Annotated in this window: 8 protein-coding genes; 3 read left to right on the top strand and 5 right to left on the bottom strand. The window is 53.5% G+C overall.

From position 1 onward, the window contains the following. Nucleotides 1-3 precede the first annotated feature (3 nt). From ACTJIK_RS20455 to ACTJIK_RS20465, 3 genes are read right to left on the bottom strand one after another with little or no spacing between them, the layout of a single operon-like run. Entirely contained in the window at nt 4-954 is a 951-nt protein-coding gene (locus ACTJIK_RS20455) for an ATP-grasp domain-containing protein (protein ID WP_440649394.1), read from the bottom strand. 2 nt (nt 955-956) lie between these two features. Continuing rightward, entirely contained in the window at nt 957-1,724 is a 768-nt protein-coding gene (locus ACTJIK_RS20460) for an esterase family protein (protein ID WP_440649395.1), read from the bottom strand. Between the two features lie 57 nt (nt 1,725-1,781). Next, the gene (locus ACTJIK_RS20465) at nt 1,782-2,222 is read right to left on the bottom strand and encodes a DUF695 domain-containing protein (RefSeq protein ID WP_440649396.1); all 441 of its coding nucleotides are present in this window, start codon (nt 2,220-2,222) and stop codon (nt 1,782-1,784) included. 73 nt (nt 2,223-2,295) lie between these two features. Between ACTJIK_RS20465 and ACTJIK_RS20470 the strand changes: the two genes are divergently transcribed. After that, complete coding sequence (locus ACTJIK_RS20470; RefSeq protein WP_440649397.1) at nt 2,296-3,060, top strand: alpha/beta hydrolase; 765 nt, start codon at nt 2,296-2,298, stop codon at nt 3,058-3,060. Nucleotides 3,061-3,198: 138 nt separating this feature from the next. After that, entirely contained in the window at nt 3,199-5,565 is a 2,367-nt protein-coding gene (locus tag ACTJIK_RS20475; RefSeq protein WP_440649398.1) for a TonB-dependent siderophore receptor, read from the top strand. A 70-nt stretch (nt 5,566-5,635) separates the two neighbouring features. Here the strand turns inward: ACTJIK_RS20475 and ACTJIK_RS20480 are convergent, their stop codons facing one another. Then, the gene (locus tag ACTJIK_RS20480; RefSeq protein ID WP_440649399.1) at nt 5,636-8,848 is read right to left on the bottom strand and encodes a TonB-dependent receptor; all 3,213 of its coding nucleotides are present in this window, start codon (nt 8,846-8,848) and stop codon (nt 5,636-5,638) included. 351 nt (nt 8,849-9,199) lie between these two features. Between ACTJIK_RS20480 and ACTJIK_RS20485 the strand changes: the two genes are divergently transcribed. Next, nucleotides 9,200-10,402, top strand: coding sequence for a bifunctional 3,4-dihydroxy-2-butanone-4-phosphate synthase/GTP cyclohydrolase II (locus ACTJIK_RS20485; protein WP_440649400.1), 1,203 nt, complete (start codon nt 9,200-9,202; stop codon nt 10,400-10,402). A gap of 55 nt (nt 10,403-10,457) precedes the next feature. Here the strand turns inward: ACTJIK_RS20485 and ACTJIK_RS20490 are convergent, their stop codons facing one another. Next, a complete protein-coding gene (locus ACTJIK_RS20490; RefSeq protein WP_440649401.1) occupies nt 10,458-15,254 on the bottom strand; it encodes a translocation/assembly module TamB domain-containing protein in 4,797 nt (1,598 codons plus the stop codon). Nucleotides 15,255-15,610: the final 356 nt, after the last annotated feature.

The following is a 15,610-nucleotide window of genomic DNA, read 5'->3' on the forward strand; positions in this document are numbered from 1 at the left end:
TAATTATTTGTGATCCTGCTGCACGGCCTGCTTCAGCCAGCTGCCCCAGGTGAGGTTGTCTTTACCGTTTTCCTGTTCCGTAGCCCTTTCTATGGCATACCGGGCGGCATGCTCCACCACCCATTCAAAATTGGCTTCGCCAACGGAATGAAGGTCTGCGTCGGGTGCGGGGTTACAAAAGTCGATGGCGTAGGGAACGCCGTCTCTCACGGCAAATTCAACGGTATTAAAATCATAGCCCAGCGCCCGGTTCAGCATCAGGGTATATTGGGTGATGGTGTTTTTCAGTCTTTCATCCGGCAGGAAATCCGCATCGTACCGCTTGTCCGGCGTATTGCGGGGCTCATAGGGCATAATGTGCACGTATTTGCCGCCGATGCAGTAACAGCGGAAGTAGGATTGAAAAACGATCTCTTCCTGCAACAGCATCACGTGCCGGCCCGTTTGTGCATGGACCTCGAAAAACTCTTCCCGGTCCTTGATGCGATATACGTTTTTCCAGCCGCCGCCTGCAAAGGGTTTCATGTAGGCGGGAAAACCGGTTTCGGCGAAAATAGCCTCCCAGTCCAGCGGATAGCTCAGGTTGCGGAAGCTGTTCCCGGTGGTGTCGTCCGGCAATTCAAAGCTGGGCAGCAGCGCAGTGGCGGGCACGGGCACGCCTGTATGCAATGCGATGGCGTTGTTAAAAAACTTTTCGTCCGCGCTCCACCAGAAAGGGTTGTTGATCACCGCGGAGCCCTGCAGGGCAGCATTCTTCAGCCAGGCGCGGTAAAAAGGCACATCGTGCGAAATGCGGTCTATCACCACGGCGTATTCCGGAGGGCCGCCTTGTAACGCTTTGCTGATCTGTACGGGTTCCGCTATGAGGCCGGCGCCGCAGTACCGGTTTACACGGGCTATAAACGCCTGCGGAAACGTGTTCTCCTGCCCGTAAAGGATCCCGATCTTTTTCACGCTCAGTGCTTTAGTAAAGACAAATAATGCGGCAGCATCTGCCTCCACGCAGGCCAGTCGTGCTCCATATCGGGCCTCACGTCCAGCCAGTGCTGTATGGATTTGGTCTGCAGGATGCCCGAAAACTGTTCGTTCTGCCCGCGGGTAACGTCCCGTTCGGCCGCTCCCAGCACAATGCCCATCCGCCAAAGGTCGGGATGCGCATTATCCGGCATATAATCCATGGGATTGTTGAAGTAGATATTGTCGTCGTAATGCCCGTCCGTTCTGCTCCGGATGTCCAGCAGGCCGCTCATGGAGAAAAGGTAAGCTACTTTTTCCGGGTGCCTGAAGGCAAAGTTGGCCGCATGGTAGCCCCCGAAGCTGCAACCGGCCACGGCTACACGGCTATGGCCTGTTTCGGCCTCAATGCGGGGCAGTAATTCGTTGAGGATAGTGGCGTCGTACAATGTGTGGTTATGCGCCCGTCCGGCGGGATGTATCTGTTTGTTGTACCAGCTGTGTGTGTCTATCCCGTCAGGACAATAGATCTTCACCCTTCCGTTCCTGACGAACCAGGCTACTGATTCTATCAGTCCCCGGTCTTTCCCTTCGTAATAACGGCCCATGGACGTAGGGAAAAGGATCAGCGGGTAACCGGCATCGCCGAATACCAGCATTTCGAATTCACGGCCCAGGTGTGCGGATTGCCAGGTATGGAAGTTTTCAGTCAACGGCTCGGGTTTTATGGATACACGCCTGTATGGCGAAGGATATGATACGAATTTCATGAAAATTTGCGGGTTCTCAAAGGTGGTACAGGAATTATTTGAACGGCAGGCAGGGGGCTACCTGGTGGCAGGCAGCAGGGTGTCCAGGTAAGTTTTCCAGGCGGGGTCGGGCCGGATGGCGATGTTGCGCTGGTAGCCGGAAAAGTTGTCCTGGTAAAAGGTTTCCATCACTGTCCGCATGTCCGCCGTATCCTTCACGTAGTAATAATCCGTGCGGCGGCATTCCTGCAACACAGCGCCGGCGTGTATGCTGCTCACCAGCATCCGCAGCTGCGTGCCCGCGGCATCCGCGATGGACGCTTGCGTTTCGGACAATTCAGCGCCGGGTTTGCAGCCGGGAATGGTCAGGTCTGTCACCAGCAGGAAAGGATAAGCCGCATCCGGCGCGGAGGCTTTCAGCGAGCGGTCCGCTTCGTACTTCGGCGCGGGGGCCTTCTGGCTAAAGGCAGGCTGGAACAGCAATAGCAGAGGCAATATGCGGATATGGAACAATTTCATAATACAGTTTTCAGTCCTGTAAAATAACATTTCTGGTGGTATTTCCTTAACTTAGTAATGAAACCCGCCGCATATGCTTCCCAGAAAAGAATCCTTCGGACAATACTCCCTTTTCCTGCAAAGGGAGGTCACTTTCGACGTATATCTGCCCGGCAATACGAAAGATACGCCGCACCTGCTGCTGATGAACGATGGTCAGGATCTTGACCAGCTGGGCTTTCCGGCTATGCTGGAACATCTGCAGGACACCAGCCACCCTTCCCTCTGGGTAGTGGCCGTGCATGCAGGCCCGCAACGCATGCAGGAATACGGTACGGCCCGGCATATAGACTACCAGGGCCGCGGCTGTAAAGCGGCGCTTTACACACGGTTTATCATGAAAGAACTGCTGCCTTTCCTGGAAAACCGCTATCACCGGCATTTCCCTGATAAAGCGTTTGCCGGTTTTTCCATGGGCGGCCTTTCCGCGCTGGACATCGTGTGGAACAACCCGAACCAGTTCCACAAAGCAGGCGTATTCTCCGGCTCGCTCTGGTGGCGCAGTTCCGATAATAATCCCGCTCAGCGCATCATGCACCGCCAGGTGCAGGAGGGGCGTTTTCACCCGGACCTCCGTTTCTTTTTTGAAGCAGGCACGCAGGACGAAGAATCCGATCGCAATGTGAACGGCGTGGTAGATGCGGTGGATGATACCGAAGACCTGGTGCATCTCCTTGAAGAAAAAGGATATGAGCAGGGGAAACACATCCGGTACGAGCTGGTGCAGGGCGGCAGGCACGACATGGCCACCTGGGCGGGCGTAATGCCGGGGTTCCTGGAATGGGTGGTAAAGAGCTGAATATCCCCCGTCGTCTCAAATTTCAAATGGCCCCATTGTCACGCCGGGGTCAATTTCCCTTTTGCGTAAAAGAATTTCCCGAATGTTAAAACTAGCCATTGCCGTTATGGCAACCTTTGCGGAAATTATTTACGAACGATGAAGAAGCTTATACAATCCCTGTTCCTACTTCTTCCCCTTGCCGCTTTTGCGTTCAACGGGAGCAACGAACCGGAATACGGGTCTATCAAAGGAACCATACAGACGAATGAAGGAAGGCCGGCAATAGCTGTGACCGTAGTGGTGAAAGGCGCCGGGAAACATGCTATTACCAGCGAAGACGGTAAATTTTACATCAACCGCGTGCCCGTGGGCAAATACCAGCTGGAAGTGTCGCTGGTAGGATATGAGACGCTCCGCCACGACGTAACAGTGGAAAAAGGCCAAACCGCCGCCGTAAGCCTGCAATTGCAGGTATCCAGCACCCAGCTGAAAGAGTTCACCATCACCGGCGGCGTTTCCAATAAATTTGTGACCAAGGAAAGTGAGCAGATCGCCCGCCTGCCGATCAAAAATCTCGAAAACCCGCAGGTATACCATACTGTGGGCCAGATCGTGATGAAAGAGCAGGTAGTGATAGAGCGTACCGATATTTACCGCAACATTTCCGGCGCCGTGCCGAACTTTTCCGCCGGCGGTTCCCAGGGCCTCAGCATGCGCGGCTTTGCCGGCACTATCGGGATGCGCAACGGCATGGCTACCAGCGCCATCGTTCCGCTTAACCCGGTCATCCTCGAGCGCGTGGAAGCCATCAAAGGCCCTTCCGGCACGCTGTTCGGCAGCAACCGCAACACTTCTTTCGGCGGTGTGTTCAACTACGTGACGAAGAAGCCTTATGAGGATTTTGGCGGCGAGGTAACTTTCACCGGAGGAAGCTTCAAATTTGCGAGGATCACGGCCGATATCAACACGCCCGTCAACAAGGAAAAAACAATGCTGTTCCGCCTCAATACCGCCTTCCAGTCCGAAGGCTCTTTCCAGGACCAGGGATATAATAAGAACTACACGATCGCGCCCAGCTTCACCTACCAGATCAACGACCGGGCAAAACTGAGCGTGGAGGCGGAACTGACGAGGGGGAACTATACCACTACTTCTATTGCCTTCAACGCCGCCGCATTGCAGAACAAAATGAAGTCGCGCAACTTCAGGGACCTGCATCTCCCGTATAAACAATCGCTCATCAACAACGGGGTGGACGTAGCCAATGGCATTAATAACGTGCAGGCGCAGTTCCAGTACAAGTTTTCGGACAAGTGGCGGTCGGAAACCAACTATCTTTATTCCGAAGGGTTCTATAAATCGCTGCTGTGGACCACGCTCACCTTCATGGGTGAAGATTCCCTGGTGCGCGGCATGCGCAACCAAACCCCAGAGACTTTCGGGAACATCCAGCTGCAGCAGAATTTCATCGGTGATTTCAAGATCGGTTCTTTCCGCAACAGGGTAGTGATCGGCCTGGATTACAACTATAACTACAACGAGTTGTACCGCGCGATATTTAACTACGATACGGTAGATCTCCGCAAGAACATTCCCGATATGAGCGCTCAAAGGATCGACGACCGGTCTTATGCCGCGGGTTTCAGGGGCACTGCCACCAAAACGCATAGCTACGCCGCTTATATCTCCGATGTGTTCAACATTACGCCCACGCTGATGGCCATGCTGAGCCTCCGCGCGGAGCATTTTACAACAGACGGCACTTATGCGCTGGCCGATGGGAAGTATACCGGCGCTTACAATCAAAATGCATTATCACCCAAGCTGGGACTGGTGTACCAGGTGGTGAAAGACAAAGTGTCGTTATTCGCCAATTACATGAACGGCTACGCGAACTTCGCGCCCGCCACGCAGCCTGACGGCAGCATCCTGGAACTGAAGCCGCAATACGCCAACCAATGGGAGGGCGGCGTGAAACTGGACGTGTTCAGCAACAAGCTGAATGCCACCCTGAATTATTACAATATTGATGTGACCAATTCCATCCGCAACGAAGTAAGGGCTGATAATAAGACCTATAGCGTGCAGGACGGAACGCAGCTCAGCCGGGGCTTTGAGGCGGAAGTGATCGCCAACCCTGTTTCCGGTCTGAACCTTGTAGCCGGTTATGCATACAATGAGAACACTTATAAAAAAGCGAGCCCCGCAGTACAGGGCAAGATGCTGACGGCCAGCCCCAATAGCGTGGCGAATCTCTGGGCGAGCTATTTCATCACCCGAGGAAAGATAAAAGGCGTTGGCGTTGGCATCGGCGGCAACTACGTATCCGATTCCTGGTTTGAAGCCGCCAACCTGATGGTATTGCCCGGCTACACTTTGCTGAATGCGGCGTTGTATTACGATCAACCGAAATTCCGCATTTCCCTGAAAGGGAATAATTTGCTGAATGAAGAATACTGGAACTCAACCGGTACCCCGCAGAAGACGCTGAACTTTTTGGCGAGTGTGGCGGTGAAGTTTTGATCCCCATATATCATAAAAAGGAAAAGCCGGCCATTTGGCCGGCTTTTCCTTTTAGACTATGCTGGTTCGTTTAGAAGCTATACCTCACACCCAGCTGGCCACGCCAGCGGGCGGTAAAGTTATTGGTGAAGTAAGGCGTCATCTTGCCGTCTGTATCGTTCAGGCGGGTTTTGTCGTATTGGAACACAGGACCGGCATTGTTGTTCCTGAAGGTGATGGGGGTGGCCACGTTGTTCGTGATGAAGTAGGAGCGGCCCCATTTGTTGTTCAGCAGATTGCCAACGTTCATGATATCGAAAGTGATATCCACCTTGTGTGATTTGATGATGGGAATGGTCTGCACCAGTTTGAAGTCGAACACATGCTCGAAGGGTGTTCTTACGGCATATTTATCCGCGCGCTGGCCCCTGTGTGAGTTCAGGTATTTGTCGCTTTTGATCAGCTCTTCCAGGTCAGTGCGTTGTTCAGCTTCGCTGCGGGTATATTCTACCGCGCCGGTGATGGCGTTCCTTTTGGTGATCACGTCAAAACGCATGGTGGATACTTCAGCCGCAGTGGGAATGTATACCAGGTCGTTGTTGCCGCTGCTGCCGAGATCGTCGCCAGTGGGGTCAACCGTGTTGAAGTAAACCCATGTGTAAGGTGTGCCGGACTGGCCGTTGTAGAACAGGCCTACTGAAGTAGCCCACTGTTTCTGCTTGCCGTAACGGAAAGCCTTTGTAACGGCGCCGAATACACGGTGACCCATACGGTATTTGGAGTAACCGAGGTCCAGGTTGTTCAGGCCGTTTACGTTCGGTGGGAAGCGCCAGTTGGAGTTGGCGGTAGAGGAAGTACCGTCGTTGAGGGACTTGGCTTCGCCGAAAGAGTAACCAACTTTGGCGAACAGGCCGTTGGAAGTGGTTTTGGTGAATTCTGCGGAAAGATTGTAAGTGTATCCCTCGCTGGTGTTCTCCAGCAGCAGAACCTGCTCAAAACCGGAAGGGGTGGTCTTTTTCCTCCAGGTAGGCCTTGTATCCTGGCCGCCAAGGGTCATGGTATTGCCGGTGAGCTCGGTGGCGAGGTTTGTCCAGATCACATTATTGATGGTCTTGGAGTAGTTCAGTTCCAGTGTACCGATCACGCCCCAGGGCAGCTGCTGATCGAGTGCCAGGTTTGTTTTGAAGGTCTGCGGGAATTTGAAGTTCTCGTCTGTGAGATTGATCGCAGAAGCGCGTTGAGATACCGTAATTCCCAGGGCCTGCAGGTTTTTTACGCTGTATTGTCCGTAGAACGGATCGTTTTTATCAAAGCGCATACGGAAGCTGGCGGGTAATGCGGCGTTATTCAGGTTTACAACGGTATAAAGGTTACCGGTGTTGTTATACTGGTTAGATATCCACACGAAAGGCACGCGGCTGGTAAAAATGCCTACACCGCCACGGATCTGTGTTTTCCCGTTGTTCATTACATCCCAGTTAAAACCTACGCGAGGAGCCCAGAGCAGTTTGGATTTGGGCAGCACGTCTGTAGAATAGCCGGGGAATTCTTTCGCAAACGTCTCGTTCTTCGACGGGTCTGTGGGGAATATCGGCATGTCAACACGCAGGCCGTAGGTCAGGCGGAAGTTAGGCGCCACGTCCCATTCGTCCTGTGCGTACAGGCCAAGCTGCGCGGCTTTAAAAGTAACGCCGTCGCGGGCCAGGGTATCGTTGGTGGTATAGGTGATCTGGTATTGGGTAGGCTTGCCATCGTTCAGGAAGTCATTCAGCGAACCAAAGGTGTAAGCGCCGAATGCACCCTGCATGAAGTCATTCTTCATGTTGTAGATGTCGTTGCTGGTACCGATGGTGATCGTGTGTTTGCCCCTGTAGAGAGTCACATTATCCGTGATGGTAATGATATTCTGTTTCAGGGCGTTCACCTGTGAACTGAATTCACTGCCCACGTTGTAGGTAGTGCCCGGATCGTTGATGCGCACATTGGTGAAAGGATCGCCGTTGTATTTGCGGTTATCCCTTACAATATTCAGACCGATACGCAGCTCGTTGCTCAGCCTGTTGGAAAAGATGGAGTTCAGTTCCAGCGTGGTGGAATTGGTTTTGGAAGGGAAGCTGTAATAGCTATTGTAAAAAAATGCATTGTCCCTCGCCCGGCTGGTGCCCGCTACGTTCGATGCCTCGCTGTAGCTGTGGCGCAGGGTCAGTTTATGCACGTTGCTGATGTTCCAGTCTATACGGCCGAGAATGTTCGTGTTGGAGAACTCCCTTTCCTGTGCGGTATAACCGCCGAGGTCCACGCCCCAGGTGTTTTTCACCTTGTCGGAAATCGCTTTCAGCTGGGTTTCGGTATAGTTGGTGGTACCGGTGCCGGGGTCAGCCGGGTTGAAATCGATCGGTGAAGTACGCTCCACTCTTTCCGCGTTCAGGTAAAAGAACAATTTGTTCTTGATAATCGGACCGCCGAGGCCGATACCGTAAGTATTACTGCTGAATTTGCCGTATTTCAACTTGGCGGCGTTGGGGCTTTCACCAACAAAGTTCCTGTTCTGGTACAGGAAATAAGCGGCGCCATGAAAATCGTTGGTACCACTTTTCGTGATGGCGTTGATGCCACCGCCTGCGAAGCCGCTTTGTTTTACGTCATAAGGGTTGAGCACAATCTGTATCTGCTCGATCGCTTCGATGGAGATGGGGTTGCCGCTTGCCTGGCCGCCGTTGGTACCGGAAGCCGCAAGGCCGAACACGTCGTTGGCCATTGCGCCGTCTACTGCGAATTGGTTGTAGCGGTTATTCTGGCCGCCGAAGGAGATACCGAGAGGAGAACCATCTGAGCCGCTGGTGTAAGTGCTGGCCTGCGCGCTGAGACGGGCAAAATCCTGTACGCTGCGGGTAACCGTAGGCAGGTTCTCGATCTGGGTGCGGGATATGTTCACCGCGGTACCGCTGTTATTGGGGTTGATGATGCCGCCCCGCTGGCCTGAAACAGTCACTTCCTGGAGCTGTTGTGAGCCGCTTTCGAGGGTGGCATCCAGTTTATAGAAAACGCCCAGTTTCAGCTGGATGTCATTAAATGTTTGCGCTGAATAACCGATAAAAGATACCTCCACGCGGTATGGACCGCCAGCCCTCATATTTGGGATGGTATAACGGCCGTCCGGCTGCGTAGTGGTGCCGTAAACAGTTCCTGAAGGAAGGTGGGTCGCCTTAACGGTTGCGCCCGGAAGGCCCTGTGTTGCGTCTTTAATGGTTCCGTTCAAACCGCTGGTGGTCACCTGCGCTGAAGCAACGGCGATTCCCAGCATGCATAGGCATGTAGTGAGTAACTTTTTAAATCCCATAACAAACTATTTGATGATCCTGCAAAGATGACGAAATATGCTTTTCGAACTTTAACTTGAAATTAACAAATTGTTACATGTTAACTGAATCGCAGTTATGTGCCGTTAGATTTTGATTTCTTCCTCATAATAACTGATTTCAGGCCTGAAATGTTTATCATTAACAGTAGAATTTTCAATAATTCGAATTAAAATAAATATAATATGGTGAGTTATCCACAGTTACCCAAAGGGTAGCGGCTAACGGCCGTTCCCCAAATCCTCAACTTTATATGCTAACTTTGCACATCTTTTATACTAACCGAGGAACAAATTATGCTGGATACCATCGAATCCGCCATTGAGGATATAAAACAGGGGAAACTGGTTATTGTAGTGGATGATGAAGACCGCGAAAACGAGGGGGATTTTATCACGGCTGCACGCAACGTTACACCGGAGATCATCAATTTCATGAGCACGCACGGCAGAGGCCTCATTTGCGCTCCCCTCGTAGAGGAACGCTGCGAGGAACTGGGCCTGGAACTCATGGTAAGGGACAATACCGCACTGCATCAAACGCCCTTCACCATTTCGGTGGACCTCCTGGGTCACGGCTGCACCACGGGCATTTCCGCCCACGACCGCGCCAAAACCATCCAGGCGCTGATCAATCCCGATACCCGGCCCGAAGAACTGGGCAAGCCCGGGCACATTTTCCCGCTGAAAGCGAAAAAAGGCGGGGTGCTGCGCCGTACCGGCCACACCGAAGCCACGATAGACCTTGCCCGCCTGGCAGGCTTCGAACCTGCGGGGGTGCTGGTGGAGATCATGAACGAGGACGGATCTATGGCCCGCCTCCCCGAACTCCGCGAAATAGCCCGCAAATTCAACCTGAAACTGATCTCCATTAAGGATCTGATAGAATACCGCCTCCGCACGGAATCGCTCATTGAAGAGGAAGTACGGGTGCAAATGCCCACCAAATACGGCAATTTTGAGCTGATAGCCTTCAAGCAGGTGAATTCCGGCGACATGCACATGGCGCTCAAAAAAGGCGACTGGAACCAGGGAGACCCGGTGCTGGTGCGCGTTCACTCCAGCTGTTTTACCGGCGACATCCTGCATTCCCTCCGCTGCGACTGCGGCGAGCAGCTCCAGGCCGCCATGCAGATGGTGGAAAAAGAAGGCAAGGGCCTTATCCTGTATATGAACCAGGAAGGCCGCGGCATCGGGCTCATGAACAAGTTAAAAGCCTATAAGCTCCAGGAAGAAGGGAAAGACACGGTGGAAGCGAACCTGGAACTGGGTTTCGGCATGGACGAGCGGGACTACGGCGTTGGCGCACAGATCCTCCGCCACCTGAACGTGACCAAGATGCGCCTGATCACCAACAACCCGCGCAAACGCGCCGGCCTGAAAGGCTATGGCCTGGAAGTGGTGGAAAATGTGGCCATCGAGGTATCGCCCAACCCGCACAACGAGTTCTACCTCAAAACCAAACGCGACAAGCTGGGGCATGAGATACTGAAAGGATAAACGCTCTTTTTAATGATATGCGAAAGCCGCTTCCTGGTTGGGAGCGGCTTTTTTATTATGGTTTGCGCCCCGTATCCGCCGGCGCCGCATTCAAACTATCCTCCCTTGCCCGCCGTGCTGCCGCGGCGCGGTTGGTGCTGTCCGCAATGCGGCGGATGCGCCTGTCGCTGAACAGTTCGGAAAGTTTATTGTAATCGCGCACATAAGAAAGGCCCAGGCCGCTGCGGGTGCGGTTGTTGAAGCTGTAAGCGTCGTAGTCCGTTTTGCTGAACGCGTTGATGCGGATGCGGCCGTCGGGGCTCAGCAGGTATTCTACCCTGAAGTCCCCCGCAAAGTTCTGCGACGACGAAGTGGCGCTCACCCTTCCCCAGTCGTAATCACCTCCCACGTACACGCGGATGCGGTTGTTGTAGAAGGTTTTCGTGATGCCGGTGCTCACCAGGTTCCTGTCGTAGCTGCTGCTGGCGCTGTTGTTGAAGTTGTAAGCCGTATAGTTCACGTTGAAGCCGATGCCGGCGTTCTTCAGGAACGTGTTGGAGAAGTTGTTCAGAATAGCGGAAGCCTGTGCGCTCAAAGCCTGGCCCACGCTGTTTTTGCCGGTAATGGCCACGTTGGCGGAACCGTCAGGCGGCTGGAACTGGCCGGTGGCCAGCAGGTAACTGATCTGGTACAGGGCCTTGTTCTGGTCCTGGTTGATCTCTTTCAGCTGGCTGGCAATACCGCTCTCATAAGCCAGGGAACCTACTTCCGGCAAGGTGATCTCGTAAGTGATGGTGGGCTGCATGAGGGAATTGCGCAGGTACAGCAGGATATCTACCCGTTCCGAACGGCTCAGCACATCCTGGTTGCTGGCATTGGTATTGCCCGTCACCGCGGCGGTGCTAAGGTTGTAAAGGCTCACCTTGGGCAGGCTGTATTTGGCGGTGATGTTCACCTTGGCATCCACGGGGTCGCCATTCCAGGTGATGGTGCTGTTCTTGTCGATATCGAATTTCCAGCTGGCAAGGCGCTGGAAGCTGAAGTTATACGTCCCGGTGTTGATAGTATAGTTGCCGTACATCGTGAAATCCCCGTCCAGGTTCACATTGATGGTGAGCGCGCCGGTACCGTTCGCGGAAATGACGTCGTTGGTGGCGGCGTTGATGATCACGTCTATCTGCGCATCCGGATTGGCGGCGATGTCCATTTTCACGTTCAGCTTTACATTGCTTTTTTTCTTTGGTTCTTCTACTACTTTCCCGTATTGTTTGAAGGTGATGTATTCGTGTTTGCCAATGTCTTTACTGTCAGACAGCGGGAGGTAGAAGTGTGTGCCGCTCAGCGGGCGGGCCAGCACGCGAAGCTGCAGGTTGTCCATAGGCCCTGTGAAGTACACCCTGCCCTGGGCGATCACGTCGCCGTAATAAAGGTTGTTGTCTGCCGCGCCGGTATTGAGGAAGAGGAATTTCTGCGACTGCACGTCGAACTCGAAGTTCATCTTCGAGAAGTTCTGGTGACTGATAAACCCGTTCACGGTTGCCTGGTTCTTAAACTTATCGACCAGCGTAAAGGGGTACATTTCTATCAGGTTGTCGTCCATGTGATGCACATGCAGCAGGGGGATCTTATAATACGTGCCCAGGTAATTCACTTTCATGCCGATGTTCTGCACCTTCACATTCCCGCGGAAGGAGGGTTTGTCGGTGGTGCCGGTCACGGTCAGCTGGCCGGTGGCGGTACCTGTCAGCTCGCTGACATAATCGCCGAGGTATTTATCCAGCAGGCTGATGGAAGCATTGTTGAGATTGGTGGACGCACTCACTACGCGGTTGCTGTCGCTTATGCCCACGGTGCCTTTGGCGTTGAAGCTGGCCAGCGAGTTGTCTGACTGTACATCGAACTGCACTTCGCCGATGCGGCTGTCGTAGTCGCCTTTGAGGCTTACAAGACCGAGGGAATCGTTGTCTATACGCAGTTGCGTGGTGTTGATGTCCGCATCCACCTGCAGGTTGTTGAACGGATCATGCACATTGATAGTGCCGTTGGCAAGGCCTTCAATGAGGGTATGGGTAAGCCCGGCAGGTATGATGTCCGCCAGGTTCAGGTCTTTGAGCGCAATGCGGAATGTGGATTCATCAGGGTTGAACTCGTTGGTGCTGATGGTAATGCTCTGGTCGTTCCGGGAAATGCGCAGGTTGTTCACCGTCAGGAAGTGGGTGCTCCAGTACACTTCGTTGCCGGGCGTCATGCTCCACTGCTTGCCGTTCACGGTAAAGCTGCTGTTCAGGAAATTGACCTTCACGCCGTCTCCCACGGTGATCACGCGGGCGTAGAACCCGTCGAGTTCAGTCGTGTCTTCCGCTTTCAGGTCCAGCTTGATGTAAGACGTGTCCCTGCCGGAACTGGCTACGATGAGGGGATTGGTGAATATGGTGCTGTCGTTGTACAGTACGTTGCCAATACTGGTGCTTACGTTGATCTTCTCGAAATCGCCGTTTGCTTTCAGCAGCAGGTTGCGCACGCCGAATTCGTTGTAGGCGGCATATGGCACGGCCGCGTTGAGCGTTACCTGCCCGCTGAGCGTGTTCAGCGCGCCGGACACCTGGGTGCCGTTCAGCCCTTTCACATCGTCGGTAAAGGCGCGTATGAGCTTATCCACCTGGCCGAACTCGAAGGAGAAGGTGAAGTCCTGCCCGGCATTGGCCGCAGGCGGGCTTTTGAAATAGCTCGGGTAATATTTGTTGAGGAACAGCCTGAAAGCATTGGGGAGTTCCATGAAGCTGTAGGCGCCCTGTACGTAACCGTTCACCTCGTTACCCTGTATACGCAGCGTTTTCAGGTTGTTTTCGGTGCGGGTGGAAACGGACAGTGAGTCGAATTCCACGCGGCTTTTGTTCTTGAACAGCGATACATCGTACAGGCGGGCGGTACCGTCGAAGTTATCGATGTTGCTGCCGGCGAAATTCAGGTCAGCCTTGGCCTGAAGGGTAATGGAGTCTTCCGTTAGGCGCAGGGCCTTGAGATCGCTGTAGCGAACCTCGGAATAGAAGTTGAATATAGGCAGGCGGCTGTTGAAGTCGATGGTACCGGCAAAATCCATATCCAGGTTGGGATCATTGGCGGTGAGCGAGCCGTTGAAGAACTTGCGGCTCATTTCCCCGGCGGCTTTCAGGTTCTGGTAATCGTACCCGTACAGCCCGATCTTCTGGATGTCCGCATCCACGGCGGCTTTAAGGGTTTTGAAATTAAAGCCTTCGCCTTTCACTTTTGCTTTCATGCTGGCGGTGGTCACCAGGTCGGTGTTTAGCAGGGTGCCGAGCTGGAAGTTATAGGTGGTCAGGTTCCCGGAGTAAACGGGCACGTCTTTGCTGGTCTTGAAGTTCAGGTCGGAATCGAGGTTGCCGAGATTGGTCTGGAATTTCCCGTAGGCCACGAAGTCGTTCACGAACCCGGAGAATGATCCCTGGAAGGCGAGGCTGGTGATGAGGTCTGTGCGCACCTGCGGGATGTCTTTCAGCATGGGGAAAAACTGCCGGAGGTCCTGCCCGCTGGTCACCAGTTCTTTCGCGGTGAAATCGATGAACGTTTCGTCGATGTCTGGCAGGCCGCGCATGTCTGCCGTGCCTTTCAGGCGGGTGTGGTTGCCGCCTTTAATGTCGAGGCTGTCTCCTGAGAGATTGCTGACCGGGCCGTCTACCCGGCCGTTGATCTTCAGTTCCGTATCCCAGGAAGAAAGGGCAGGGGCGAAATACGCAATGTCTTCGGAAGCCAGGCGGGTATCTTTAAACCTTGCGCGCATGATCACGTTGTTCACGTAGTCGTTCATATCGCTGAGGTCTTCATATTGCATGGTGTAGTAATCGCGGATGCGGCTGTTGTTGGTGAGAAGGTCCAGGTTGCTGAATTCCATTTCCACGGGGCTCATTTTGAACCGGCTCTTCAGTGATTTCACTTCGAACCCGCTGCGCTCTTTGGTAGTGAGCGCAAGGTCCGCGAAGATGCTGTCTTTTACCAGGCTGCTGTTGGTGATGCTGAGGTTGATATTGCCGAAGCGGATGCGCGAGGGGTCGAACTCCCCGGGCGTGCTGGGCACGGTATCGCTGAGATTGTTCACGCCCAGCACGCCGTCTTTGATGCTCATGGACTTCACGACCAGCTTCCAGTTGTCCGCATTCCAGCGCAGGGGAACGGGTTTGAGGGAATCGGCGGGCACTTTGGGAATAGCCACGGAAGGGGCTCTTCTTTTACGCAGCGGGCTGGCGGCGTAGCTGGAGATGATGAACTCCGGCCTGTCCAGCAGCAGCTCGTTGATATGCACATCGTGCGCGCGGAGGTCCAGCCTGTCTGCATCGAGGAAAATACGGCTTGCGGCCACCTGCATGTCTTCGCCTACCCATGCGTCGATGATATTGAATTTCACCCGGCGCAGGTCCGCCCGTTTGAGATCGAGGGAGATGCCGGACTGTTTTTTTGTAGCTGGCTGAGGGGAGGGGCTTCCGCCGAATTCATCCACGATGAACTGGTAATTCCAGAGGGAATCGTTGCGCGGGCGCACGAGGTTGATCTGTGCATCCTCAAGGCCGATGAACTTCAGCACGGGCTTGTCCTGTATGAAGAACCAGTCTGTAATGCGCACCTGCAGCGCCCCGGCGTATAAAATGGTGTCTTTGTGGCGGTCTTCGATGAGGGCGCCTTCGAGGCGCATGCTGTTGAAGAGGCGGAAATTGACGTGTTTGATCTCCACGCGTGTTTGCAGCTGCTTTGAAAGGCGCGCGGTCACTTCCCGCACGAGCAGGTTTTGTACAGCGGGGATATTGATGAGGATACTGACCAACAGTACCAGTCCCAGCAGGGTCAGCAGGGTGATGGTCAATATTTTACGTACTTTTCTCAGGGAACAGCGTTATTTAATCCGACAAAAATAGTCATTCGCAAAATGTTTGCCAATTGAATCTGGCATTGCCGCGTAAAGCAGCGTTGATCGTGCGTTTCAGTTTAGTATAGCCTGCACCGTGAGTTCCTTCTCCGCAGTTCCGGCAAACATTTATCATGGTTCAAAAAATCCCGTCTTCCTGTATTGTCATCGTAATGTCATGGTTCATCCGTTTAACAGGTGTTAAATTAACTCAAACCAGTAGGATTTTATTGTGAATAATGGTACGCCGGATATTTGCTAAAATCCTTACTGCATAAGCAATTGATAGCTATGATATAGCATGGCGCCCCTGC

Origin of the sequence: Chitinophaga sp. 22620, assembly GCF_052044405.1 — a bacterium.
In the GTDB taxonomy this organism is placed as follows: Bacteria; Bacteroidota; Bacteroidia; order Chitinophagales; family Chitinophagaceae; genus Chitinophaga.

Bases quoted from the DNA above. Each gene is read 5' to 3' on its own strand.
- ACTJIK_RS20470 (WP_440649397.1), top strand. From the start codon at position 2,296: ATGCTTCCCAGAAAAGAATCCTTCGGACAATACTCCCTTTTCCTGCAA.
- ACTJIK_RS20465 (WP_440649396.1), bottom strand. From the start codon at position 2,222: ATGAAATTGTTCCATATCCGCATATTGCCTCTGCTATTGCTGTTCCAG.
- ACTJIK_RS20480 (WP_440649399.1), bottom strand. From the start codon at position 8,848: ATGCTGGGAATCGCCGTTGCTTCAGCGCAGGTGACCACCAGCGGTTTG.
- ACTJIK_RS20475 (WP_440649398.1), top strand. From the start codon at position 3,199: ATGAAGAAGCTTATACAATCCCTGTTCCTACTTCTTCCCCTTGCCGCT.
- ACTJIK_RS20485 (WP_440649400.1), top strand. From the start codon at position 9,200: ATGCTGGATACCATCGAATCCGCCATTGAGGATATAAAACAGGGGAAA.
- ACTJIK_RS20460 (WP_440649395.1), bottom strand. From the start codon at position 1,724: ATGAAATTCGTATCATATCCTTCGCCATACAGGCGTGTATCCATAAAA.